The 24447-nt window shown below is 46.0% G+C and carries 22 protein-coding genes and 1 other annotated feature; of the genes, 19 read left to right on the forward strand and 3 right to left on the reverse strand.

Features of this window, described 5'->3' with window-relative positions; all coding sequences use genetic code 11:
- Window positions 1–120 precede the first annotated feature (120 nt).
- A complete protein-coding gene (gene clpB, locus AC4E8B_RS07685) occupies window positions 121–2721 on the forward strand; it encodes an ATP-dependent chaperone ClpB (protein WP_490217990.1) in 2601 nt (866 codons plus the stop codon).
- A 65-nt stretch (window positions 2722–2786) separates the two neighbouring features.
- Here clpB and AC4E8B_RS07690 read toward each other — a convergent pair whose 3' ends face one another.
- Window positions 2787–2978 (reverse strand): YjzD family protein, encoded by a 192-nt coding sequence (locus tag AC4E8B_RS07690; RefSeq protein WP_490217991.1) that lies wholly within the window; start codon window positions 2976–2978, stop codon window positions 2787–2789.
- Window positions 2979–3171: 193 nt separating this feature from the next.
- Here AC4E8B_RS07690 and AC4E8B_RS07695 point away from each other — a divergent pair, with 193 nt between their 5' ends.
- The 4 genes from AC4E8B_RS07695 (at window position 3172) to AC4E8B_RS07710 (ending at window position 6239) form a co-directional block, all read left to right on the forward strand.
- Window positions 3172–3909, forward strand: coding sequence for a lipase family protein (locus AC4E8B_RS07695; protein ID WP_490217992.1), 738 nt, complete (start codon window positions 3172–3174; stop codon window positions 3907–3909).
- Between the two features lie 128 nt (window positions 3910–4037).
- Window positions 4038–4844: a hypothetical protein gene (locus tag AC4E8B_RS07700; protein WP_490217993.1), complete on the forward strand. Its 807-nt coding sequence runs from the start codon at window positions 4038–4040 to the stop codon at window positions 4842–4844.
- Between the two features lie 219 nt (window positions 4845–5063).
- Complete coding sequence (locus AC4E8B_RS07705) at window positions 5064–6026, forward strand: BMP family ABC transporter substrate-binding protein (protein WP_490217994.1); 963 nt, start codon at window positions 5064–5066, stop codon at window positions 6024–6026.
- A 21-nt stretch (window positions 6027–6047) separates the two neighbouring features.
- Window positions 6048–6239 carry a ComZ family protein gene (locus tag AC4E8B_RS07710; RefSeq protein ID WP_490217995.1) on the forward strand — a complete coding sequence of 64 codons (192 nt, stop codon included), beginning with the start codon at window positions 6048–6050 and terminating at the stop codon, window positions 6237–6239.
- Between the two features lie 101 nt (window positions 6240–6340).
- Here AC4E8B_RS07710 and AC4E8B_RS07715 read toward each other — a convergent pair whose 3' ends face one another.
- Entirely contained in the window at window positions 6341–6694 is a 354-nt protein-coding gene (locus AC4E8B_RS07715; RefSeq protein WP_490217996.1) for a hypothetical protein, read from the reverse strand.
- A gap of 228 nt (window positions 6695–6922) precedes the next feature.
- Here AC4E8B_RS07715 and AC4E8B_RS07720 point away from each other — a divergent pair, with 228 nt between their 5' ends.
- From AC4E8B_RS07720 to AC4E8B_RS07765, 10 genes are all read left to right on the forward strand, one after another.
- Window positions 6923–7861: a beta-ketoacyl-ACP synthase III gene (locus AC4E8B_RS07720; RefSeq protein ID WP_490217997.1), complete on the forward strand. Its 939-nt coding sequence runs from the start codon at window positions 6923–6925 to the stop codon at window positions 7859–7861.
- Window positions 7862–7944: 83 nt separating this feature from the next.
- The gene (gene fabF, locus AC4E8B_RS07725; protein WP_490219564.1) at window positions 7945–9186 is read left to right on the forward strand and encodes a beta-ketoacyl-ACP synthase II; all 1242 of its coding nucleotides are present in this window, start codon (window positions 7945–7947) and stop codon (window positions 9184–9186) included.
- A gap of 153 nt (window positions 9187–9339) precedes the next feature.
- A complete protein-coding gene (locus AC4E8B_RS07730; protein WP_490219566.1) occupies window positions 9340–10116 on the forward strand; it encodes a DUF2268 domain-containing putative Zn-dependent protease in 777 nt (258 codons plus the stop codon).
- A 164-nt stretch (window positions 10117–10280) separates the two neighbouring features.
- Window positions 10281–11306 carry an ABC transporter ATP-binding protein gene (locus AC4E8B_RS07735; RefSeq protein ID WP_490217998.1) on the forward strand — a complete coding sequence of 342 codons (1026 nt, stop codon included), beginning with the start codon at window positions 10281–10283 and terminating at the stop codon, window positions 11304–11306.
- Window positions 11306–12319 (forward strand): ABC transporter ATP-binding protein, encoded by a 1014-nt coding sequence (locus AC4E8B_RS07740; protein WP_490217999.1) that lies wholly within the window; start codon window positions 11306–11308, stop codon window positions 12317–12319. The genes AC4E8B_RS07735 and AC4E8B_RS07740 overlap by 1 nt, the downstream gene beginning before the upstream one ends.
- Window positions 12320–12367: 48 nt before the next feature.
- Window positions 12368–14101 carry an oligopeptide ABC transporter substrate-binding protein gene (opp4A, locus tag AC4E8B_RS07745; RefSeq protein WP_490218000.1) on the forward strand — a complete coding sequence of 578 codons (1734 nt, stop codon included), beginning with the start codon at window positions 12368–12370 and terminating at the stop codon, window positions 14099–14101.
- Between the two features lie 33 nt (window positions 14102–14134).
- The gene (gene opp4B, locus AC4E8B_RS07750) at window positions 14135–15100 is read left to right on the forward strand and encodes an oligopeptide ABC transporter permease (protein ID WP_490218001.1); all 966 of its coding nucleotides are present in this window, start codon (window positions 14135–14137) and stop codon (window positions 15098–15100) included.
- A gap of 13 nt (window positions 15101–15113) precedes the next feature.
- Window positions 15114–16034, forward strand: coding sequence for an oligopeptide ABC transporter permease (gene opp4C / locus AC4E8B_RS07755; protein WP_490218002.1), 921 nt, complete (start codon window positions 15114–15116; stop codon window positions 16032–16034).
- A gap of 198 nt (window positions 16035–16232) precedes the next feature.
- Window positions 16233–16445, forward strand: coding sequence for a YuzI family membrane protein (locus tag AC4E8B_RS07760; RefSeq protein WP_490218003.1), 213 nt, complete (start codon window positions 16233–16235; stop codon window positions 16443–16445).
- An 82-nt stretch (window positions 16446–16527) separates the two neighbouring features.
- A complete protein-coding gene (locus AC4E8B_RS07765) occupies window positions 16528–17274 on the forward strand; it encodes a YjbA family protein (protein ID WP_490218004.1) in 747 nt (248 codons plus the stop codon).
- Between the two features lie 552 nt (window positions 17275–17826).
- On the opposite strand, the gene trpS is transcribed toward AC4E8B_RS07765, so the two are convergent.
- Window positions 17827–18816 carry a tryptophan--tRNA ligase gene (trpS, locus tag AC4E8B_RS07770; protein WP_490218005.1) on the reverse strand — a complete coding sequence of 330 codons (990 nt, stop codon included), beginning with the start codon at window positions 18814–18816 and terminating at the stop codon, window positions 17827–17829.
- Window positions 18817–18916: 100 nt separating this feature from the next.
- Window positions 18917–19159 (reverse strand) — a binding site (T-box leader).
- Between the two features lie 605 nt (window positions 19160–19764).
- Between trpS and AC4E8B_RS07775 the strand changes: the two genes are divergently transcribed.
- The 4 genes from AC4E8B_RS07775 (at window position 19765) to AC4E8B_RS07790 (ending at window position 24447) form a co-directional block, all read left to right on the forward strand.
- A complete protein-coding gene (locus AC4E8B_RS07775) occupies window positions 19765–21405 on the forward strand; it encodes a peptide ABC transporter substrate-binding protein (RefSeq protein WP_490218006.1) in 1641 nt (546 codons plus the stop codon).
- 105 nt (window positions 21406–21510) lie between these two features.
- Window positions 21511–22446, forward strand: a complete 936-nt coding sequence (locus tag AC4E8B_RS07780) for an ABC transporter permease (RefSeq protein WP_490218007.1) — start codon at window positions 21511–21513, stop codon at window positions 22444–22446.
- Window positions 22447–22449: 3 nt separating this feature from the next.
- Window positions 22450–23367, forward strand: coding sequence for an ABC transporter permease (locus AC4E8B_RS07785; RefSeq protein ID WP_490218008.1), 918 nt, complete (start codon window positions 22450–22452; stop codon window positions 23365–23367).
- A 12-nt stretch (window positions 23368–23379) separates the two neighbouring features.
- Entirely contained in the window at window positions 23380–24447 is a 1068-nt protein-coding gene (locus AC4E8B_RS07790; RefSeq protein WP_490218009.1) for an ABC transporter ATP-binding protein, read from the forward strand.

A 24447-nucleotide genomic window follows, 5' to 3' on the forward strand; every position in this document is an offset into this window, starting at 1 on the left:
AAGCTTGTTTTTAACGGGAGTGAAAAGGCAATAGATAAGAGGGCACCTAAATTCTTTACATAAATGTACAAAAGTCTATAATATAGATAAAGGTCAATAAAGGTCAAAGGGGGATTATGCATGGATCTGAACAGAATGACGGAGAGGATGCAGCAGGGCTTCATGAATGCCCAGTCAAAGGCTGCAATCATGCATCATCAGGAAGTTGATGAAGCGCATCTATTCCTGAGCCTGATGGAACAGGAAGACAGCCTTGTCAGCAGCATCCTTGAGAGAGCAGGGGCTTCTGCTGAAAGCTTCAGCAGCGGACTCGAGGACAGCCTCGCAAAGAAGCCCCAGGTATCAGGGGGAGGAGCCGAACAAGGCAAGCTTTATATAACAGCTGCCCTGCAAAGGCTTCTTGCTGAGGCAGAGAAAATGATGCAGGAGCTTGAAGATCTTTATCTTTCAGCAGAGCATCTGATGCTAGCCGCAGCCCGGGGGAATACTCAGGCGGGCAAGCTTCTGGCCGGTCTTGGGGCTGGTCCCGACGAATTAAATACAGCCATAATGGCTATCAGGGGGAATCAAAAAGTGACCTCGCAAAATCCGGAAGCTTCTTATGAAGCATTGAAGAAATATGGCAGAGATCTTGTAGCTGAAGTGAAGTCAGGGAAAGTGGATCCTGTGATTGGGAGGGACAGCGAAATCAGGAATGTCATCCGCATCCTTTCCAGGAAAACGAAAAACAATCCTGTGCTGATCGGCGAGCCGGGGGTTGGCAAAACTGCCATCGTAGAAGGGCTGGCCCAGCGGATCGTGCGCAGGGATGTGCCGGAAGGCCTGAAAGATAAAACGATATTTTCACTCGATATGAGCTCCCTTGTTGCAGGTGCAAAATTCAGGGGCGAGTTTGAAGAAAGGCTAAAAGCGGTATTGAATGAAGTGAAAAAAAGTGAGGGCAGGATTCTTCTGTTCATTGATGAACTTCATACGATTGTAGGGGCGGGTAAGACCGAAGGGGCGATGGATGCAGGGAATATGCTGAAGCCTATGCTCGCGCGCGGAGAGCTGCACTGCATCGGTGCCACTACACTTAACGAGCATCGAAAATATATTGAAAAAGATCCGGCGCTTGAGCGCAGGTTCCAGCAGGTGCTTGTTAGCGAACCGGATGTGGAGGATTCCATTTCCATTCTGAGGGGCCTTAAGGAAAGGTTTGAAATCCATCATGGCGTCAATATCCATGACCGTGCCCTGGTCGCTGCGGCAGCCCTTTCTGACAGATATATCACAGACCGCTTCCTGCCTGACAAAGCGATTGACCTTGTTGACGAGGCATGCGCCATGATACGGACAGAAATAGATTCTATGCCTGCTGAGCTTGACGAAGTGTCTCGCCGCGTCATGCAGCTTGAAATTGAAGAGGCGGCTCTTGCAAAAGAAAACGATGATGCAAGCCGCGAACGCCTCCAAGCCCTCCAGAAAGAACTGGCAGGGTTGAAAGAAAAGGCATACTCCATGAAATCGAAATGGGAGCTTGAAAAAGAAGCCATCCATAAGGTTCAGGAAAAAAGAGAGCAATTGGAAAAATACCGCCTGGACCTTCAGGAAGCTGAGAATAATTACGATCTCAATAAAGCAGCTGAATTGCGGCACGGTTCTATCCCGGCACTGGAGAAAGAATTGAGGCAGCTGGAGTCGGAGGAAAGCCGGAAGCAGGGAGAGCGCCTTCTGCGCGAAGAGGTGACAGAGGATGAAATAGCCGGCATTGTGGCTAGATGGACCGGAATTCCTGTAACAAAACTTGTAGAAGGCGAAAGGGAAAAGCTCCTCAAGCTTGAAGACACCCTTCATCAGCGCGTGATCGGGCAGGATGAAGCGGTCAGCCTTGTAGCAGATGCGGTCCTCCGTGCAAGAGCCGGCATACAGGATCCGAACCGGCCGATCGGTTCGTTCATTTTCCTGGGCCCTACTGGAGTGGGCAAGACTGAGCTGGCGAAGGCGCTCGCCCATTCTCTTTTTGATAATGAAGAACAGCTGATCCGGATCGATATGTCCGAATATATGGAAAAACATGCAGTTTCAAGACTAATCGGCGCACCTCCCGGGTATGTAGGATATGAGGAAGGCGGACAGCTTACAGAAGCAGTAAGGAGGAAGCCGTACTCAGTGATTCTTCTTGATGAAATCGAAAAGGCTCATCCGGAGGTTTTCAATGTGCTCCTGCAGATGCTCGATGATGGCCGTGTAACAGATTCTCAGGGGCGGACGGTTGATTTTAAGAATACAGTCATCATTATGACTTCCAATATCGGCTCTGCTTACCTGCTCGAACAGGCAGGCGATGAAATCTCCGGTGATGCAAGGGACAGGGTCATGACGGAATTGCGAAGCCGGTTCCGCCCTGAATTTCTTAACAGAGTCGATGAAATGATCCTGTTCAAGCCCCTGTCGCTCGCAGACATTAAAGGGATTGTAGGAAAGCTGATGGCAGACCTGCAGAAGAGGCTTGAGGACCAGCATATTAAAATAAGTATAAAGGATGAAGCAAAAGAATATATTGCACAAAATGGATTTGATCCAGTATATGGGGCGCGGCCGCTCAAACGATTCATCCAAAGGAATATAGAAACCAGGCTGGCGAAGGAGATCATTTCGGGAAAGGTCAGGGATAACAGCACTGTCGAAATTGGAATTGGAGATGGGGAAATCAGACTTACGGTCTCCCGGAAGTCCTGATGGGCCGCAGCCAAAAAAAAGTCATCCTGCTTCAAGCAGGATGACCTGGTTTTTTTGGCGGCCTATTAATGCAAGCCTTGTTTGCCTGCTGATTCCTCAGGGATAACGGCAGTTAGAACAAGGATAAGGATAGTGGCACCTGCAGCGAGGATGGCACCGGTTACAAAATCGAATGTTGAGCCAATCATGGAACTGACTACATATGTCAGCATTTCTACAAGCAGGAAAGTCCAGAAAAGAGTCCAAAAGTATTTCACTGTTTTCACCTCATTATGTAATCTTATATCATATTACCACAACCTGAAAAAATAATAAACGCCTTTTAGCCATGGCTATTCAAGGGCCGGGGGCTGTTTCCTCTTTTTCGCTGATGGTGGGCAAATTCCCTTGCATTTATCCATGCTTTTCATACATTAATTATGATCACATATGTAAAAGGAGTTTTTTATAATGGAACACCGAAACTTCAAACTTGATACCGAATGGAATATGATCCACTATCCTGAACGGCCAAAAGGTTTCGGTATCTTGATCATTGGGGATGAGAGGCATTTCGTTGACGAAAAGAGCAGCTTCTGGACGCAGAATGAAGGGAAGGCAGCGATCATCCGCCTTCTGAGGAGAGCCGGATATACAGTGTTCTATTCCAATCTGTATGGAAGGAATTGGGGCAGTGATAAAGCAGTAGAGATGGCGAGAAATTTATACGAGCATATCCTGAGGACAGAAATCATCAATGAAAAAATTCATATTATCGCAGAAGGTATGGGAGCACTGGCTGCCCTGAAGCTCATGAAGGAAATGGAAGGGAAAATACGCTCTGTCATCCTGCTGAACCCTATTCTTTCTCTCAAGGACCATCTGGAGCAGGAAAAAGAACATAAATTCTTTTATAAAAAGCTTCTTAAGGAGCTTGCCGTATCACACGAGTCTGATTCGCCCCGGGCTTTGGCGGAACGAAGCATGCCGGCGGAGGAAATAATGGACCGCACGTTGATTCCTGTGAAAATCATCCATGTACTGTCAGGAGGCAGGGCATATAAGCAGTCAAGCCTGCTGAACGAACTTTCTGTTAAGTGGAAGGATGAAAAGGCGCCCATATCGATCTGCTATATGCTCCCTGACAAAAAACAGCAGCTGGGAAGCCAGATGGCCAAATTTTTAAAATCATACGAAAAGATATTATAGGGGCCTATTATCCAATAGGTTTCTTTTTTTATCGCAGGAGCCTGCAGGGAAGGGGCCGCCATTCCAAGAAATATTTCCATTTTCCCGGCATAGGATACTAAAAGTGAGTGTATCAGGGAGGATTTGCAATGAATCGGGCAATTGTGGTGGGCGCATATGAATTTTTAGGTTTTCATTTGACAATGCAGCTGCTTGACCTGGGCCTGGAAGTGGCAGGGATTATTCCCGGCTCCCGGGAGGATGATAGGTATACAGCAGAAAAAAGACTTTTGGTTGGACGGAATGCAAATTTTAAAGAGTACAGTGCAGAAGACTGGAAGGATAAGGGCTCCGTGGGAGAACCGCATTTCATTTTTGTTTCACTTTATGATTATTATTTCAGGGAAGAACCGGAACTCCCGTCATGGGAAGGACTGTTCGGCCATTTCAAGGGAGCTATAGAAGAAACAGGCTCCAAGCCTGTTATCCTGATGCCGGTCCAATTTTATAAAGGCAGTGCAGAGGGAAGCCGCTGTCAATCTGGTGCTCTGAAAATTTACCTTCCTACCCTGTTCGGCCGCTGGCAGCCTTCAGCTTTTGCTTTTCAGCAGGTTATCGAGGGGCTGGACAATAAGGATAATACCAGGCTTGAGCATAAAGGCGATGCAATATATGCTGCGGAAGCGGCAGCAGGGATCATTGAAGCGGCAGAAACAAAGTCCGGGACTCTCTTGTTCTCAAGCGGGGAAGAAGGGCGCTGGGGAAAATGTGCGAAACATCTTGGCATGAAGGAGCCCGCCAATTGCAGCTCCGTGATTTTTCCCGAAGCAGAAAAGAAAATCATCAAAGAACAAACCCCTTATCACACTGTGCTGGATAAGCAGCTGGAATATGTGAAAAGAGGTCATGATCCTTTCAGCCGGCCAAGCGGGCCAGTCAGCCCCAAAGATTTCTAATGGAGGAAATATATTTTCATTCCGCTGAATTAAGGGTAAAATGAAAAAAGAAAAAGAAATAATGGGTCTTATGGCTCTTTTATCAGGTCCCGGAACAGCCGGTGCCATCCCTTAAATACTGAAGCTGCACTACTGCCTTTTTTGCTGGCCTGCCTTCCCGGCCAGCGGCACCATTTATAGAGCCTTTATCAGTGCGCTTGGAAAGGCGGTCAGATATACATGCTCCGATTAATAAAACTCATAAGTCCAATACTGCTGCTCTTTCTGGTGCTGTCTTCCTGCGGACAGGCATCTCCCAGCGGAGAGCTGAAGAAAGCAGGACTGCTGGTGCCCGATACGATCAATGACCAGGTCTGGGGCACGAAGGGCTATAAAGGAATGCTGAAGATTCAATCAAAATTCGATGTGGATGTATTCTACAAAGAAGGGATGAACTCTCTTCCTGTTGTTAAGCGTGCTGTAAGGGAGTACGCCCAGAAAGGGGTAAATCTTATTTTTGGCCACGGAAATGAATATGCCCTGTATTTTAATGAAATTTCGGATGAATATCCTGATATCCATTTTGTCAGCTTTAATGGAGATGCCAATAATGAAAACACCACCAGCTTGAACTTTGAGGGGTATGCCATGGGTTATTTTGCAGGGATGCTTGCCTCAGAGATGTCAGAAACAAATAAAGTCGGGGTGATGGCAGCCTTTGAATGGCAGCCGGAGGTCGAGGGTTTTTATGAAGGAGCGATCTATCAGAATGAAGATACCGAGGTGGAAATCCGCTATGTCGGTGAATGGGATAATGAACAGAGGGCCTTGGAGCTTCTCGATGTTATGGCCAGGAATCATTCTGATGTGATTTACCCTGCCGGCGACGGCTTTAATGTGCCAGTGATTGAAAAAGTGAAAGAACTGGGTTTGTATGCGATCGGCTATATTTCCGACCAGTCAGACCTCGGGGAATCGACCGTCCTTACGAGTACGATCCAGCATGTTGATGCACTTTATGAGCTGGTGGCTGAAAGGGTGAATAACGGGGAGCTTAAATCGGGAAATCTGTCATTTGATTTTGATGATGGTGTGATTTCGCTTGGAAAATACAGCCCGGATGTTGACCCAAATTATCGGGATAAGCTAAACTCATCTATTGAAAGGTATAAGGAAACAGGCAAATTGCCTGGCCAAAGTTGAAGAAAAGGAGGAATTGCACTTATGCAATCCAATGATAAAACGATGGAGTTTATGCAAATAGCCATGAAATATATGCCTGAAGCCCAGCAAGAGCTGGAACAGGCAGGAATCGAGCTGTCGCTCGAGATGATCCAGCCTTTTATGACACTTTTCACTAAAGTGATGAATGAGGCATATGAGCTTGGCAGGCAGGACGCCCAAAGCGGGGAATAAGAACGGATCCATACATAAAACAAGCTGCCCTTAACCCGGCAGCTTGTTTTTTTGATGCAATGAGATGAAGACCTCTTTAGTTTTTGATTAAGAAAAGCACATTATCCTTTTTTCAGGATTTGCTGAAATAAAGGCGTCACTTTTTTAAAAAGAGGTTTCAGCTGCCCAGCTGAAGTCATCAGTGAATCAATATTGTCCATCAGCTGTCCGAGATCAACACCGTCGAGAATCTTTTCAATCTGTCCTGGCTCCCGGGCGTCTTCCCGGCTGCTTGCTGGCACACGCTCCGGTCCGCCTAAAATCCAATCACCCATCGGCCTTGCTGATGGGTCTTTGCCTTCCGGAATCTCACTTGCCGCAGATTCATCCTGCATCCTTTGTCTTGGGCCGAACATGAACCTGGAGAATCCGTCCAGCTCCGTATGCTGCTTTTCTTCCCTGCTGTCCGTGTCCATCTGCTTTCCCCTTCCCTAAATGTCTATATATAATAAGCTATGCTCGGGAATATCCCGGTGAATAGGGCAGAAGCCAAGGTGTGGAAGAAATTTTAAAGTAAAAAGGTTGCCTAATTCTTAATTTTTTTGCTAAAATTAGTACCAAGTCATAATAATTGATAATAATATGTGTATAAATACGGCTGAACAGCCGGCAGGCTATGAAAATGTGAAAAGGAGTGGGTTTCCATGAATGCAGGCATACTAGGAATCGGAAAGTTCGTTCCGGAAAAGAAATTGACTAATTTTGATTTGGAAAAAATGGTGGATACAAACGATGAATGGATCAGAACAAGAACAGGGATAGAAGAGAGGCGGATCGCGGGTGACGATATGGATACATCCGATATGGCCTTTAATGCGGCAGAAGCAGCCCTCAAAAATGCAGGTGTCTCTGCTGAGAGCCTGGATATGATTCTTGTTGCAACTGTCACTCCGGACCAGCCATTCCCAACGGTTGCCTGTATGCTGCAGGAAAGGCTTGGAGCCGTCAAGGCTGCCGCTATGGATATAAGCGCTGCCTGTGCCGGTTTTATGTATGGTATGATAACAGCGAAGCAATTCATTGAAACCGGCGCATATAAGCATATTCTTGTCATAGGCGTGGAGAAGCTGTCAAAGATAACCGACTGGGAAGACCGCAACACTGCAGTCCTTTTTGGCGACGGCGCAGGAGCCGCAGTGATCGGCCCGGTTTCGGATGATAGGGGGATCCTGTCCTTCGAGCTTGGGGCGGACGGCACCGGCGGAAAGCACTTGTATCAGAATAGAAATGATCATATTTACATGAACGGTCGCGAAGTTTTCAAATTCGCTGTCAGGCAAATGGGGGAAAGCAGCCTGAATGTCCTGGAAAAAGCAGGGCTTTCAAAGGAAGATGTTGATTTCCTTATCCCGCACCAGGCTAATATAAGAATCATGGAAGCAGCGCGCCAGCGCCTTGAGCTCCCTGAAGAGAAAATGTCCAAAACTGTTCATAAGTATGGAAATACATCGGCAGCCTCCATTCCGATCTCAATCGCCGATGAATTGGAAGCCGGAAAAATCAAGGACGGGGATCTCCTCGTCATGGTGGGCTTCGGGGGCGGACTTACATGGGGCGCCATCGCGATGCGCTGGGGCAGATAGCAAAATGCCTGCCTGAAAGCAAGGCCGGGCTGAAGAATATATGCAGGAAAGTTATCCTTGGCAAAGAAGGAGATGTGTAAATGATGGAAAATAGAAGAGTTGTCGTAACAGGAATCGGAGCTGTAACTCCGGTCGGTAATAATGCAGAAACTGCATGGAAGAATATAACAGAGGGAGTTTCGGGTATCGGGCCTCTGACAAGGCTGAACAGCGATGAGTATCCTGCAAAGGTTGCAGCCGAAATCAAGGATTTTGATCCTCATGAATATATTGATAAAAAAGAAGCAAGGAAGATGGACCGCTTTACACATTATGCCGTAGCATCGGCACTGATGGCAGTTAAGGATGCAGATTTAACGATCACTGATGAGAATGCGCCCAGGGTAGGCGTCTGGATCGGTTCAGGGATCGGCGGGATGGAGACTTTCGAGAACCAGTTTGAAACCTTCCTCAACAGAGGATACAGAAGGGTGAGCCCTTTCTTTGTCCCAATGATGATTCCGGATATGGCGACAGGCCAGGTATCGATTACCCTTGGTGCGAAAGGCTTTAATTCCTGTACAGTCACAGCCTGTGCGACAGGGACCAACTCCATTGGAGATGCATTCAAGGTCATCCAGCGGGGCGATGCGGACGCCATGGTAACAGGAGGGGCAGAAGCACCGATTACCCGCATGTCTGTTGCCGGTTTCTGTGCCAATACTGCATTATCGACAAATCCCGATCCGAAAACAGCCAGCCGTCCTTTTGACAAGAACAGAGATGGATTCGTCATAGGGGAAGGCGCTGGAATCATTGTTTTGGAAGAGCTTGAGCATGCAAAGGCAAGAGGCGCCAGAATTTATGCGGAAATCGTCGGATACGGCTCAACAGGGGATGCCTATCATATTACAGCTCCAGCGCCTGCCGGTGAGGGAGGCGCGAGGGCGATGAAAATGGCTATTGATGATGCCGGCCTCTCGCCGCAGGATATCGACTATATCAATGCGCATGGCACAAGCACAGATTATAATGACAAATTTGAAACGCTTGCCATCAAGGAAGTGTTCGGTGACCATGCCTACAAACTGGCAGTCAGCTCCACCAAATCAATGACAGGCCATCTCCTTGGGGCAGCAGGCGGGGTAGAGGCAATCTTTACGCTTCTTGCGATGAAGGATGCTATTCTCCCTCCAACAATCAATTATGAGACTCCTGATCCAGAATGCGATCTGGACTATGTGCCGAATGAATCCAGAAAGAAGGATATCAGAGCTGCCATGAGCAACTCTCTGGGCTTCGGCGGCCATAATGCCACCATCGTTTTTAAACAGTATACAGAATAAATCACACAAACAAAAAAGGCAGGACAAGCCGGATGATTACCCGGCCTGTCCTGCCTTTTTTTGCGTTTCTATAAGTCTTCCGGGAAACATTCCTGCCGCCTGCCAATAGAATGTAAAGATCATCTTACAGGGAGGCGCAGGGCTTTGGGGATCATGGAAACAGATAAATGGCTTGAAAAGGATTTCTGGGAGCCTGAGAAAATTTGCAGCCGGCTTCTGGATGAGTTCGGGGAACAAGAGCCGGAGCCTATTTACGGTTATTTGGCACGATTTGGGATGTACAGGCCGGACCGTATGAATTTCAGGGTGTACGAAGAATTGGCAGGAGAAGGAATATGGGAATCAGCAGGCCGTCTGTTAAAGAAGTACCGGAAAAAGTGGAACGGGCCGGATATCCCCGTTTATATCTTCCCGGTGAATAGGAGCGGGAGCAGGGCCGGGCGTTCAGGGACGGTGAAATCAGGAGTTTCATTTCCCGATAAGATGTTTCTTTTCTTTGAGCATGCCAAGGATGAGAAAGAGCTGGAATCACTCTTTGTCCATGAGTACCATCATGTCTGCCGGATCAGGGAGCAAAAGAAAAAGCTTCAGGACTATACCCTTCTGGATTCGATCGTGCTGGAAGGGATGGCGGAATATGCCGTTGAAATAAATTGCGGCAATGACTATCTTGCATCCTGGTGCGGCCGATATTCAGAAAAAGAGCTTCGAAAATGGTGGGGCAAATACATTAAAGAACATCTGGGAAAAACGAAAAAAGAGCCTGCACATGATCAGATCCTTTTCGGAAGAGGCAGATACCCGGATTTGCTCGGATATGCTGCAGGGTATTGGATCGTGAAACAATATTTCGGTAAAAATAACTTTTCTACAAAAGTTTCTTTTACCCTGGAACCCGGAAACTTGGAAAAACAAATCAAAATTATTTAGTATATTAAACGCTTTAAAGCCCTAAACTAAGGGCTTTCTGTTTTTTCTGAAATAGTGAAAGTTAATAAATTTTAAAAAAATCTTGCAATTGTAATAAATCTGTAATAGTATTTTAATCAAATACAATGAATTAACAGACAATTCAAAAAGGTAAGAGGTGTCCCATGAGCTTTAAATCACACTCCAATTCAGATGCACCTTTGCTAGAGGTGAATAATTTAGAGACTGCTTTTTCAATCGATGGACAATACTACAATGCAGTCGATAATGTTTCTTTTAAAGTCAAGCCCCGCCAGGTAGTAGGCATTGTTGGGGAATCCGGCTGCGGAAAATCTGTTATGAGCCTTTCCGTCATGAAGCTGCTTCCGAAAGGGATCGGCAAGATCAAATCAGGAGAGGTTGTCTTCGACGGAGTTCATCTCGAAGACATGGGCGAGCGCCAGATCAATAAAATACGGGGCAAGGATATTGCAATGATCTTCCAAGAGCCGATGACCTCGCTAAACCCGGTATTTTCAATAGGGTTCCAGCTGCAGGAAGTGCTCTTCAATCATATGAAAATATCAAAAAAGGAAGCCAGGCAGAAAAGCGTCGCCCTTTTGAAGAGCGTCGGCATCTCCCGGCCGGAAAAGATAGTCGACGAATATCCGCATCAGCTGTCCGGAGGAATGAGGCAAAGGGTCATGATTGCCATGGCGATTGCCTGCCAGCCGAAGCTTCTGATCGCAGATGAGCCGACGACCGCCTTGGATGTAACCGTACAAGCCCAGATCCTTGAGCTCCTGAAAGAAATCCAGGAAGTAAATGATATGTCGATCATCCTGATCACGCATGATCTGGGGGTAGTGGCAGAAATGTGCGATGATGTCTTTGTAATGTATGCCGGAAGAATTGTGGAACGCACAGATGTCGACACCCTTTTCCATAATCCGAAGCACCCATATACAACGCTTCTGATGGGCGCCATCCCAAAAATGGATGAAGAAGTCGAATCGCTAAGCACAATAAAGGGAATTGTCCCATCCCTTAAGAATATGCCTAAAACGGGATGCAAGTTTGCAGCAAGGTGCCCTAAGGCAATGCCGGAATGCACGTCCGTCACCCCGCTGCTGGCTGAAAATGAAGAAGGGCATGAGGTAGCATGCCTGCTCTACGAAACTAGCAGGCCGAAAGAAGGAGTGACAGTATAATGACGACACCAGCAACAGCTCCGGCACTGAAAAAAGACAAAAGCGCCAATGAAACGCTGCTTGAAGTCAAGAATCTGAAAACCTACTATCCTATCAAAGGCGGAATCCTGAGAAGGACAGTAGCTGCCGTAAAAGCAGTAGATGATGTATCTTTTGAAATCAAAAAAGGCGAGACCCTCGGCCTTGTCGGCGAGTCCGGCTGCGGGAAGTCGACAACAGGAAGAACGATCCTGAGGCTTCTGGAGCCTACTGAAGGAGAAATTATTTTCGACGGCCAGGATATTACAAACCTCCGGGGAACGAATCTCAGGAAGATTCGCAAGGACTTCCAGATGGTCTTTCAGGATCCATATGCTTCTCTGAATCCGATGATGATGGTAGGCAATCTTATATCCGAGCCGATACGCAACTATACAAAACGCTCAGAAAAGGACCTGAAGCCAGAGGTCATGGAACTCCTGGCAAAGGTAGGCCTTCCGGAAGACGCCTATTATAAATATCCGCATGAATTCTCCGGCGGGCAGAGGCAGAGGATCGGGATTGCACGGGCCCTGGCACTGAGGCCAAAGCTCATCATCGCCGATGAACCGGTCTCGGCCCTGGATGTATCAGTCCAGTCGCAGGTGCTGAACCTTTTGAAAGAGCTTCAGGAGGAGTTTGACCTTACATTCCTGTTCATTGCCCACGACTTGAGCGTCGTGAAGCATATGAGCGACCGGATTGGCGTCATGTACCTTGGCGGCCTTGTGGAAGTCGCTGATAAGTCCAGTTTATATGCAGAGCCGCTCCACCCATATACACAGGCTCTGATTTCGGCTATTCCTGAGGCTGATCCCCGCAAGAAGAAAGACCGGATCATCCTTGAAGGCGACGTCCCAAGTCCGATCGACCCGCCTTCCGGCTGCACATTCCATCCGCGCTGCGCCCATGCAATGCCGGAGTGCTCCAAGATCAAGCCTCAATTAAAGGAGGTGAAGCCTGGGCATAGGGTTGCATGTCACTTATATAACTAAGCTTGGCCATTTTGAAAAAAAAGAAACGATAATTATGGGGGGAAAACGATGAAGAAATCAGCATTTTGGCTATTTTCAGTCCTGCTGGTAATGTCCATGTTCCTTGCTGCCTGCTCTGGAGATAAAGAGACGTCGGGCACTGATACTGGGAAAAAAGACGACGACAAAGATGCAGAAACAACTGAAGTAGAAGGCGGAAAAGTAACATTTGGTTACACTCAGGCGTTTAAAGGCGTTTTATCTTATGCCTATTACGAAGGGGAAGATGATGCAAATGCCCTTCAGTTCATGCACGAAGGAATGGTTGCTTACAATGATGAACTGCAGCCGATCCCTAACCTCGCATCTTGGGAGTTTAATGATGATAACACTGTTGTCACATTCAAGTTCGAGGACGGCGTAAAATGGCATGACGGCGAACCATTAACTGCTGAAGATATGGAATATGCCTGGTACCTGATCGCAGATCCTACATATGAGGGAGCGCGTTTCGCAAACGTGGCGATGATCAAGGGTGCACAGGAATACAAAGACGGAAAAGCTGACAAGATCGAAGGTATTAAGGTTATTGATGACCTGACAGTAGAAGTAACAGTTACAGAACCTGCTGTAAACCTGATTGACAACATCTGGTCTATTCCAGAACCAAAGCATTATTATGGGGATATTTCTTCTAAAGAACTTCCTGACTCTGACCAAGTCCGTAAAAACCCAATCGGTGTCGGACCATTTAAAGTAACAAATATCGTTCCTGGCGAAATGATCGAATACGAGCGTTATGATGATTATTGGAAAGGCCCTGCCAAGCTTGACGGCGTTGTCTACAAAATCATTGATCCATCACTTGCTGCCGGTCTGATTGAAAACGGTGAAGTTGATGTCATCCAGGCTCCTTCTGACCAGTGGGGACAAATCAAAGAACTTGGCAATATCAATCCTGTAACAATCGATGCTATGTCTTACAGCTACATCGGTATCGACCAAGGGCGCTATGATGCAAAAGCAGGAAAAATTGTAATGGACAATCCTAAATTCTCTGATAAGCGCGTACGCCAGGCATTGGTTTATGCATTGGACCGCCAGGCTTATATCGATGCTTTCACAAACGGTTTAGGTAAACCGCTTAACGTTCCATTCCCATCCGTTTCATGGGCTAAGATCGACGATTCAGAAATCAACACTTATGACTATGATCCAGAAAAGGCAAAGAGCCTGTTAGACGAAGCCGGCTATAAAGATGTTGACGGCGACGGATTCCGTGAAGATCCAGACGGAAAGCCTTTCTCAATCAATTTCGATGCAATGGCAAGTGCGGAAACATCTGAAGCACGTGCCCAGTTCATCCTTCAATCATGGGGTGAAGTTGGAGTCAAGGCTCAGCTTAACGGCGGTTCCCTGAAAGACTTCAACCTGTTCTATGACACTATCGAAGCAGATGATCCATCTGTTGAAACTTTCCACGGTGCATGGGGACTGTCATATGATCCAGATCCATCCGGCATCTGGCTGTCAACTGACAAGTGGAATATGTGGCGCTGGTTGAGTGAAGAGTCCGATGCACTTATCAAGAAGGGTGTTCAATTCCCTGAAGATAAAGACCAGGATGTAATCGAATACCGTAAAGAAGTATACAATGAGTGGCAGAAACTTGTTAACGAAGAGCTTCCTGTAATCTTCTTCGACCAAAGGGAAGATGCATGGGCAATCAACAAACGTGTTGGCGGAGTTAAAGTAACTCCAGGCGGCACAGATGAGTTCTACAAATGGCACATTGTTGAGTAATAAGAAATAAGGTTTAGATAAGGGGAATGGAGTATGCTACAATACACAATCCGAAGACTTATAGGTATGATCCCAATAATTTTCCTTATCTCCATAGTGGTGTTCACCCTGGCAAAGCTTATGCCAGGGGACGCCCTCTCTGGAAAAATCGATCCGCTTAATTCCGATCCGGAATATATCGAGGAAATGCGTGAAAAGATGGGCTTGAATGACCCGATCCATACACAGTATTTCCGCTGGATAGGCGGAGTGGTTCAAGGGGATTTTGGGGATTCATTCATCCATAAGCGCGATGTAATGGAATTGATCGGCGACAGGCTGCCGAACACTGTTTTCTTAGGTTTTACTTCACTTATGATCACGTACATTCTAGCATTTATGATGGGCAGGTTCTCAGGCAGATTTGCCTACAGTCCAGGAGATTATTTGATATCTGGCATAAACTATTTGGCCTTGGCCATTCCAAGCTTTGTTGCAGCATTAGTGGCAATTTATGTATTCTCTTTCCAGCTGGGATGGGTCCCGGCGACTGGAAGTATCGGTTCAGGTGTTGAACCAGGGTCTTTTGAATTTTATTTGAGCAAAATTAAGCATACTATTCTTCCTGCGCTTGTATTGGGTACAATGGCTACTGCCGGATACACCCAGTTCCTGCGCAATGATATGATCGAAAGCTCTCGCAAAGATTATGTTCGTACGGCCAGAGCAAAGGGTACGAAGGAATCCGCGATTTATAATAAGCATATCCTCAGAAATTCGGTCATTCCGATTATTACACTGCTGGGCTTTGACATTGCTGGCCTTTTCGGGGGAGCTATTATTACCGAAACCATCTTTACATATCCGGGCATCGGATACCTGTTTGTAGAATCAGTAAACTCACGTGATTATTCCGTTATGATGGCCATCACCATGATGCTGACCATCCTGACGCTGATTGGAAATTTAGTGGCAGATATACTATATGGAATAGTAGATCCGCGCATACGTTTAAGTTAGGTAGGTGAGAGTTATGGAACCAACATTATCACAGCAAAGCACAACGGCTGTTCAGGAGCCTGTAAAGCCTCCCAAAAGCCAGTCACCATGGGCTCTCGCCCGAAGGAAGTTCTTAAAGAATAAACTCGCCATGATCAGTCTCTGCTATCTTGTACTGATTGTCTTAGTATCAATTTTTGCTGAGCCGCTGTCCATGCCGATTGAAGAAACGGCTAAGCTGAATTTGACTGAAATCAGCAAAGAGCCTTCTGCAGACCACTTTTTTGGCACAGATAAGTCTGGGAGAGATGTATTTGCGAGAACCCTCCATGGCGGGAAGACGTCATTGACTCTTGCTTTCTCCATCACCATTTCGGTAGTTGTGATCGGAACAATCGTAGGAGCCACAGCCGGATTCTTCGGAGGCTGGGTTGACAATGTGCTTATGCGATTCACCGACTTTATGATGAACTTTCCGTTCCTGCTTTTCGTTATCGTGCTTAAGTCCATTTTCATAGAATCCAGTACAGCTACACTCATTTTCGTCATTAGTGTTCTAAGCTGGACAGGAATAGCCCGTCTTGTGCGAAGCAAGGTCATGGTAGAGAAAGAAAACGAGTATATCATGAGTTCCATCTCTATCGGGAGTTCGTCAGTTAAAACGATCTCCAAGCATCTATTGCCGAATGTAATGTCCACAATTATTGTACAGGCTACATTGACACTGGCTGCCATGATCGTGGCAGAAACAGGCTTAAGCTTCCTGGGCTTCGGGGTGCCGATGAACATACCGAGCTGGGGCAATATGCTTCAGGATGCAAGGAGCCCGGATGTATTGACGAGCAAGTGGTGGATATGGATACCGCCCGCAACGGTTCTGACACTGACAATACTATCAATCAACTTCGTTGGCGAGGGTCTGAAGGACGCATTTAACCCTAAGTCAAATAGATAATGCGGCTGGCCTCAGCCGGAACCATAAAGGGCGAGACACTTCGGGTGCTCACCCTTTTTTAATGCATGCCGGCATGAAAGATCCTTTTGGGATCTTTTTTTTTGCCGTATAATTTAACCCTCTCTATCATATATATGTAATAAAAAACAAGGGAGCAGGAGCATACATGGGACAAGCCAAAAGGATTCTGCCTGCCAAATGATCTTCAGGCTGTTTATTTTTATCACCGGTTTTGGACTGGCTGTAGCGGGCGGCATCAGCATGGTGGCATATTTGAATCTCTTAATTGCCGGGCATGGACTGAGCGATTATTTTTCATATATATTCAAAAGGCCTGAGTGCGGTCTGCTCCCGGCCGGAATGGTCATTATCACATTGGCCATATACTTTCCGCAAGGAAACGAAGAGTAAACTGTTGTGTTTAAAGGAATAAATTAACTATTTCCTGCCCATACTGAGTGACAAATAGTTACTAGAAGTGAGGGGTTGTAAGATGTTGTATCTTCATGATGTATGGGTGAACTGGTTTGAAGGCGAAGAAAATGGATATAATGTATGCCATTTTCATGAATGGAGAAAAGATGACAGTGTGGAGCTGCTTGACCAGGTCCCATTGTTAAAGGTAGAACCGCTTCTTTTTAACTACATAGAAAACGACTTATCAGAACTTCCGCAGCAGCTGCTGAACGACATCTACCAAAAAGCATATTTGCGAAAAAACCATGAACGGACCCAGCTTGATTACTGTTTTGTCGTCTCCGACGGTTCAGGCATTTTGGCAGTTGATACGATCAGCTATAATATCCCGATCCGCAAAAGCAGGCTTATTCCAAGACAGGAGCAGCTTGCTTACGAAATGCTTGATAACCAAGAGACAATCCATTATGCATTCAACGACCACTCCTGTTTAAAGGATTTTCACATTCTGTCGCCGGCGCCTGAAATGATGAATGGCCTTACGAGAAAAGAAAGGCAGCTGAAGCAGCTTCTCTTCATGGCTCTGGATCAGCTTCATTCATCTGGGAATACAGCTGAAATCCGCTATTGGTATACAGAATGGAATCCGGAGAAATATTCCGTAATCCAGCAGCTGGAATTTGAACAGGCCTGGAAGTCATTGTTTGAGGAAACGCAGCTGGGCTGGTCAGGAAAACATGAAGCTTTTTGCGAGAATATCATCAAAGGACAGCCATTCTTTGAAAAATTGTGGGAAATGGAGCATGGCTCGAAAGTGAATTAATATGCAAGATATAAAAAGGAGCTGGGTGCAGCTCCTTTTCTAATTATAGACAGATTTATTGCGCTTATCATAAACTTGCTTGTTAAATGAGGACTGTTGATTTCCGTTCCAGGCACTTCGCTTTTTCGCGGGGCGGCGCTGAGCCTCCTCTTCGCTACGCTCATGCGGGGTCTCAGCCCTGCCGCTATTTCCCGCAGGAGTCTGCGTGCCTTGCACTCCAATCAACAGGGTTTGATACTTTTGGTGGCTGCCCTGAAACCTAAGGAGCAGAGATTTTCCCTCCTGCCCGTTTGTGATAATAATAAAAAGGAGCTGATCACAGCTCCTTTTTTTCACAAGATAAGAAAGTATAGTTTTTTAACTTCGATTACTGTCTAGCTGCAGCGCCTACCCCCTCGAGGTCACAAGCCAATCCTGCCCAAAAGGCAAAGAACGCCTTTTCGGCAGGATCGTCTTGAGGCCCCAGGATGCTGGTCATGCAGACGTTGCCACAGGACGTGGCGCTCTTAGTCTGCGTTCCTTTAGGTGAGCAAGTTGCTTCCGCTTTTCTTATTAACGGCGTTTTCTGCCGAGCCCCATGGCGTTTTCCATTTTGGCGAGCATTTTATTGGCAGTGTATTGAGCTTTTTCGGCCCCTTTATCCAGGATTTCATCCAGCTCGCTGGATTCCATGAGCTGTGTGTATTTTTCCTGGATTGGCACAATTGTATCGACAACCACTTTAGCAAGGTCGCCCTTGAAGTCTCCGTAGCCTTTTCCTTCGTACTGTTCCTCGATATCTTCTATTGTCCTGCCTGAAAGGATGGAGTAGATAGATAAAAGATTCGAAACGCCAGGCTTATTTTCTTTATCGAACTTAACAATTCCCTCAGAATCTGTAACCGCGCTTTTGATTTTTTTCTCGATCTGCTTTGGATCATCAAGCAAAGAGATGAATGCCTTCTTATTAGAGTCAGATTTACTCATCTTCTTTGTTGGATCCTGCAGGGACATAACTCTTGCTCCTACTTTTGCGATCCGCACTTCCGGGATTGTAAAGATGTCATTATATTTTTTGTTGAATCTTTCTGCCAGATCCCTTGTAAGCTCCAAATGCTGCTTCTGATCTTCTCCTACAGGAACTAAATCTGTTTTATATAGAAGGATGTCGGCAGCCATAAGCGGCGGATATGTCAGAAGGCCGGATGAAACTGCTTCTTTTCCATGTGATTTATCTTTGAATTGGGTCATTCTCTCAAGCTCGCCGATATAAGAAACGCACTGCATCATCCATCCGGCCTGTGCATGGGCTGGTACTTCAGATTGGATGAAAAGAGTCGCTTTCTCCGGATCGATCCCGACAGCGAGATAGAGTGCGGCAAGGCTCCTGATATTTTTGCGGAGCTCCATCCTGTCCTGCTGAACAGTGATGGCGTGCTGATCGACTATACAGAAATAGCAGTTATATTCATTCTGCAATTCAACGAATTGCTTCATGGCACCTATATAATTCCCCAGTGTAAGAGTGCCGCTCGGCTGGATGCCGGAAAAAATGGTCTTCATATATATTCCTCCTTGGATGTATAAGCAGACAAAGAAGTGAGCCGCAAAAAATGGGGGAGACTGCGCAAACAACGTAAAAAGACCATTCGTCCCCATTAAAAATAGGGACGAATGGTCCGCGGTGCCACCCTAAGTGCCTCGGCTGAGGCCTCTTATCCCCGGCTTGCATGCAGGCCGGGCTTCCCATAACGCGGGATACGCCGGAAACTAATAGGCAGCATGAAGCAGCCTTTCGCAGCCGGAGCTCAAAAGTCCATTCAATCTGCCGGGATGTTTGTTTCCACCAGACACAAACTCTCTATAATCCCTGAGCAAATGTACTACTCTTTGTCATCGCTTTATCATCAACAGTATTGGTTTTATACATTAAAATATACCAAAACTGCAGAAAAAATCAAGGAAATTCGAAAGTTCCTGTCTGGAAAGAAGTCATTAAAATAAGAAAAAATGGAAGAATTTAAAGCCATAATGACCTTCTTTGAAAGGGAATTCAAGAAATAATTCAAAAAAATTAAAACTAGCAAACTCTTGATTTAAAAGTATTTTTTCGACAATTTTCTCAACTTGCTTCCCGCTGAAAATAAAAGCCCCTTGCAAACAAGTTTTAAAATACATATAATAAACGTAACAAATGATTCTTTACGAATTTGTAACATTCTTGCATATAGTTCGGAAAACCTATGGATAAAGAGATTAAATAGTAAGTTTATAGCTTACGGAATATTGGCTTATCCTCTTTGATTTTTCTCTTGAATTGTCAGAATAGAGGATAATCTTAGTCTTTTACAGTTATAGACTTACTTTTTTTGCTGCGCGGATTATCAGTTTATTTTTGGAATTAATTTACTGACTATTTGAGCAATATATCCGAGGCGGACAACTGTTTATGCCAGAGTGTACAGATTCCATAAAAAGGCATTTGTGGATATTATATAGGGGGGTAACACCGTGAACAAAAGATTATCGGTCTTTTTTAGTATGCTTCTTGTTCTTAGCATGTTCCTAGCAGCCTGCAGCGGCGGCGACAAAGACAGCAGCAGCAGCAGCGACGGCGACGGAGGCAAGTCAGATGTACCTCAAGACTTGGCTGTAAACATTAACTCAGAGCCGCCTTCACTTCACCCGGGCCTTGCAAAGGATGCGACTTCCGGAACTGTTCTTCGCCAGACTTTCGAAGGTCTGACACGAATCAATCCAGATGGAAAGCCTGAACCTGCAGCAGCTGAGAAAATTGAAGTTTCTGACGATCAGAAAGTTTATACTTACACTATTAGGGATGCTCAATGGACTAATGGGGATCCTGTTACTGCAGAAGATTTTGCCTATGCTTGGAAGTGGGCTATAGACCCAGCCAACCAATCTGAGTATGCTTACCAGCTTTACTACATCGCTGGTGCAGAAGCTGCCAACACTGGCGGCGGTTCTCTTGATGACGTAGGAATCGAAGTCGTTGACGACAAAACGCTTAAAGTAACTTTGGCTAATCCGACTCCATTCTTTGATGAATTGACTGCATTCTATACTTACCTGCCGATCAACAGCAAGGTTGCACAAGCAAACCCTGACTGGGCAACCGATGCAGGAGATGACTATACTTCTAACGGTCCATTCAAGATGACTGAATGGTCACACAGTGACAAGATTGTTCTTGAAAAGAACGATACTTACTGGGATAAAGATACTGTAAAGCTTAACTCTATCGAAATGATCATGGTTAATGATCCGAATACTGAGCTTTCAATGCTTGACAACGGCGAGCTTGACTGGGCTGGAGCACCGACTGGAGCACTTCCGACTGATGCAATGCAGGCCCTTAAAGACGAAGACCGCCTTGTAACACAGCCTATCGCTGGTGTTTACAACTATAAATTCAACACAACTGCAGAACCTTTCAATAATGTTAATATCCGTAAGGCATTCACTTATGCAATCAACCGTCAGGAGCTTATCGACAACATCCTTCAGGGTGAGCAGCTTCCAGCGATGGCTATCGTTCCGCCGTCAATGTTCGCTGAAAACAAAGAAGGCTACTTTGCTGACAATGATGTAGAAAAAGCAAAAGGATTCTTGAAAGCTGGTTTGGAAGAGCTTGGCTACAGTGATGCTTCAGAGCTTCCTGCAGTAACTCTTTCTTACAATACTTCTGAAGCTCACCAAAAGATTGCCCAGGCAATCCAGGATATGTGGAAACAAAACCTTGGAGTTGAAGTAACTCTTGACAACTCTGAGTGGGCTGTATACCTTGATAAAGTTCACGCGCTTGACTACCAGGTAGCTCGTATGGGCTGGCTTGGAGATTTCAATGATGCGATCAACTTCCTTGAGCTTTACCGTGATGCAGATGGAGGAAACAACGATACTGGATGGGAAAGCAAAGAATTCCAGGATCTGTTAGCTAAATCTGCAACAGAAGCTGACGCAGATGCTCGCCAGCAGCTGCTGAAAGATGCTGAAGCAATCTTCATGGAAGATATGCCTGTAGCACCGATTTACTTCTACACAAACAACTGGGTTCAGGATGAAAGCCTTAAAGGCGTAGCTGTTTCCGGACTTGGCGACGTTCAATACAAATGGGCGTACTTTGAATAAGAATAGCTAATAATAATAGCTGTCTAAACGAGAGGTATATGGGGTTTCTCCCCCATATACCTTCGTTTCTGAATAAAGCAGAAATAAAATTGGAGGTGTTTGACAATGGCGAAATATATTGGAAAACGCTTAATCTATATGATTGTCTCGCTGTGGCTTATCATCACAGCAACGTTTTTCTTTATGCGCATTGCACCAGGGAACCCATTTACATCAGAAAAACAGCTGCCTCCCGAAATTGAAGCAAACCTGAATGCCCACTACGGGCTCGATCAGCCATGGTATGTTCAATATGGGGAGTACTTACTGAGGATTTTAAAATGGGATTTCGGCCCATCTTTTAAGTATAAGAGCCAGAGTGTAAATGACCTGATCAGCGACGGTTTCCCTGTATCACTGATGCTTGGAATTGAAGCCATCCTGATTGCTGTATCAATTGGTGTTGTTTTGGGGGTCATCGCAGCACTTAAGCACAACAAGTGGCAGGATTACACAGCAATGATCGTTGCGGTTATGGGAATTTCGGTTCCATCCTTCATCATGGCAACATTCCTGCAATATTTCCTTGCCATTAAGCTTGGCGTCTTCCCAGTAGCAAGGTGGGAATCATTTATGCACACTATATTGCCTGCATTGGCATTGGCAGCCTCGCCGATGGCGTTTATTGCCCGCCTGACCCGTTCTTCCATGCTTGAAGTACTGGCGAATGATTATATCAAGACGGCTAAATCAAAAGGTTTAAGCCAGGGTGTCATCACTATAAAGCATACTATCCGAAATGCAATGCTTCCGGTTGTTTCATATATGGGACCTCTTTCAGCGGGGATCATTACAGGAAGTTTCGTAATTGAGAAAATCTTTGGTATCCCGGGACTCGGCTCCCACTTTGTATTAAGCATCGCAAACCGAGACTATACCGTAATTATGGGAGTTACCGTATTCTACAGTGTTATTCTGTTAGTGTCTATTCTCCTTGTCGACATTGCGTACGGACTCATTGACCCGCGCATCAAACTTGCTGGCGGGAAGAAAGGAGAGTAAATTATGGGACAGTTATCAAAAGATAAATTCAGAGTTGTTGGCACACAAGAAAATGATGCTGAAAAAATCAGTAAACCAAGCCTATCGTTCTGGAAAGATGTTACACTTAGATTCCGAAAAAACAAGCTTGCCATGTTTGGGATTGTGCTTTTGGCCATCCTTGTGTTTATGGCAATCTTTGGACCATATATGACACCATATGATTATGCATCGAATGATCTTGGCAACAAAAACCAGTCGCCATCATCCGAGCATTGGTTCGGTACAGATGACTTGGGACGCGATGTATTTGCCCGTACATGGGAAGGTGCTCGAATCTCCCTGTTCATTGGTTTGGCAGCTGCTTTAATCGATCTATTTATTGGTGTACTATGGGGCGGCATTGCCGGCTTCAAGGGTGGACGCACTGATGAGTTCATGATGCGTGCAGCCGATGTTCTTTATGGAATCCCTTACTTGCTTCTAGTTATCCTTCTAATGGTTGTACTTGGACAAAGTGTCGGCACAATGATTCTTGCCATGACCATCACAGGATGGATCAACATGTCCCGTATTGTCCGTGGACAAGTCCTGTCACTTAAGAATCAGGAATATGTACTTGCCTCACGCACTTTGGGAGCAAATGTTTCGCGGATCATGTTCAAGCACTTGATTCCGAATACAATGGGCCCTATTCTTGTAACCATGACACTTACAGTGCCATCTGCAATCTTTACTGAAGCATTCCTTAGCTATCTTGGACTTGGTTTGACACCGCCTGTAGCAAGCTGGGGAACCATGGCAAATGATGGCCTTCCGGCACTTAGATATTATCCTTGGCGCTTGTTCTTCCCAGCAACGTTTATCTGCTTGACCATCTTTGCATTTAACGTAATCGGCGACGGACTTCGTGATGCGCTAGATCCGCGACTACGCAAATAAGGAGTGAGATAAATGGAAAAATTACTCGAAGTAAAAGATTTAAGAGTCTCATTCCAAACTTATGGAGGAGAGGTCCAGGCTGTCCGCGGCGTGTCCTTTGACCTTCATAAAGGTGAGACACTGGCGATTGTCGGCGAGTCCGGTTCAGGTAAAAGTGTTACCTCCCAGACAATCATGAAATTGATTCCGATGCCGCCAGGCAAAATTGCTGGAGGACAAATCCTCCTTAATGGCGACGACATCGTCCCAAAATCAGATAAGGAAATGGAAAAGATCCGCGGTAAAGAAATCAGCATGATCTTCCAGGATCCAATGACTTCCCTGAATCCGACGATGAAAATCGGGCGCCAGATCATGGAGGTGCTGATCAAGCACCAGAATATGTCATCATCCGCTGCTAAAGAGCGGGCAACAGAACTTCTTCGCCTTGTAGGAATTCCTATGCCGGAGAAGCGTGTAAACCAATATCCGCATGAATTCTCAGGCGGTATGAGGCAGCGTGCCATGATTGCCATCGCACTTGCAGCGAGTCCAAAGCTTTTGATTGCCGATGAGCCTACAACAGCGCTTGATGTAACAATCCAGGCTCAAATCCTTGACTTGATGAAGGATCTTCAAAGCAAGATGGATACTAGCATCATTTTTATCACCCATGACCTGGGCGTAGTGGCAAATGTCGCTGACCGTGTGGCTGTCATGTATGCCGGACAGATCGTTGAGATGGGCACGGTTGATGAAATCTTCTATGACCCGCGCCATCCTTATACTTGGGGATTGCTGGCATCCATGCCTAGTCTTGAAAACAACAATCAGACTGAACTGACAGCGATACCTGGAACTCCTCCAGATCTGACAAACCCTCCAGCAGGAGATGCATTTGCAGCGAGGAACCAGTTTGCGCTGGCCATTGATTTTGAAGAAGAACCGCCAATGTACCAGATCTCTGAAACACACTTTGCAAAAACATGGCTGCTTCACCCGGATGCACCGAATGTAGAACCGCCTGAGGCTGTTAAGCGCAGAATCCGCAAGCTCTCTTCCACATTCGATAAGCCCGTTTTAGTGAAGGAGGGCAAATAA

The organism is Bacillus sp. SRL543 (genome assembly GCF_984799205.1).

Excerpts from the sequence above, each read along its gene's own strand:
- opp4C (WP_490218002.1), top strand. The coding sequence starts at position 15,114 with ATGGAACCAACATTATCACAGCAAAGCACAACGGCTGTTCAGGAGCCT.
- clpB (WP_490217990.1), top strand. The coding sequence starts at position 121 with ATGGATCTGAACAGAATGACGGAGAGGATGCAGCAGGGCTTCATGAAT.
- fabF (WP_490219564.1), top strand. The coding sequence starts at position 7,945 with ATGGAAAATAGAAGAGTTGTCGTAACAGGAATCGGAGCTGTAACTCCG.
- AC4E8B_RS07765 (WP_490218004.1), top strand. The coding sequence starts at position 16,528 with ATGTTGTATCTTCATGATGTATGGGTGAACTGGTTTGAAGGCGAAGAA.
- AC4E8B_RS07710 (WP_490217995.1), top strand. The coding sequence starts at position 6,048 with ATGCAATCCAATGATAAAACGATGGAGTTTATGCAAATAGCCATGAAA.
- trpS (WP_490218005.1), bottom strand. The coding sequence starts at position 18,816 with ATGAAGACCATTTTTTCCGGCATCCAGCCGAGCGGCACTCTTACACTG.
- AC4E8B_RS07790 (WP_490218009.1), top strand. The coding sequence starts at position 23,380 with ATGGAAAAATTACTCGAAGTAAAAGATTTAAGAGTCTCATTCCAAACT.
- AC4E8B_RS07700 (WP_490217993.1), top strand. The coding sequence starts at position 4,038 with ATGAATCGGGCAATTGTGGTGGGCGCATATGAATTTTTAGGTTTTCAT.
- opp4A (WP_490218000.1), top strand. The coding sequence starts at position 12,368 with ATGAAGAAATCAGCATTTTGGCTATTTTCAGTCCTGCTGGTAATGTCC.
- AC4E8B_RS07720 (WP_490217997.1), top strand. The coding sequence starts at position 6,923 with ATGAATGCAGGCATACTAGGAATCGGAAAGTTCGTTCCGGAAAAGAAA.
- AC4E8B_RS07715 (WP_490217996.1), bottom strand. The coding sequence starts at position 6,694 with ATGGACACGGACAGCAGGGAAGAAAAGCAGCATACGGAGCTGGACGGA.
- AC4E8B_RS07735 (WP_490217998.1), top strand. The coding sequence starts at position 10,281 with ATGAGCTTTAAATCACACTCCAATTCAGATGCACCTTTGCTAGAGGTG.
- AC4E8B_RS07760 (WP_490218003.1), top strand. The coding sequence starts at position 16,233 with ATGATCTTCAGGCTGTTTATTTTTATCACCGGTTTTGGACTGGCTGTA.
- AC4E8B_RS07730 (WP_490219566.1), top strand. The coding sequence starts at position 9,340 with ATGGAAACAGATAAATGGCTTGAAAAGGATTTCTGGGAGCCTGAGAAA.
- AC4E8B_RS07780 (WP_490218007.1), top strand. The coding sequence starts at position 21,511 with ATGGCGAAATATATTGGAAAACGCTTAATCTATATGATTGTCTCGCTG.
- AC4E8B_RS07740 (WP_490217999.1), top strand. The coding sequence starts at position 11,306 with ATGACGACACCAGCAACAGCTCCGGCACTGAAAAAAGACAAAAGCGCC.
- AC4E8B_RS07785 (WP_490218008.1), top strand. The coding sequence starts at position 22,450 with ATGGGACAGTTATCAAAAGATAAATTCAGAGTTGTTGGCACACAAGAA.
- AC4E8B_RS07705 (WP_490217994.1), top strand. The coding sequence starts at position 5,064 with ATGCTCCGATTAATAAAACTCATAAGTCCAATACTGCTGCTCTTTCTG.
- opp4B (WP_490218001.1), top strand. The coding sequence starts at position 14,135 with ATGCTACAATACACAATCCGAAGACTTATAGGTATGATCCCAATAATT.
- AC4E8B_RS07695 (WP_490217992.1), top strand. The coding sequence starts at position 3,172 with ATGGAACACCGAAACTTCAAACTTGATACCGAATGGAATATGATCCAC.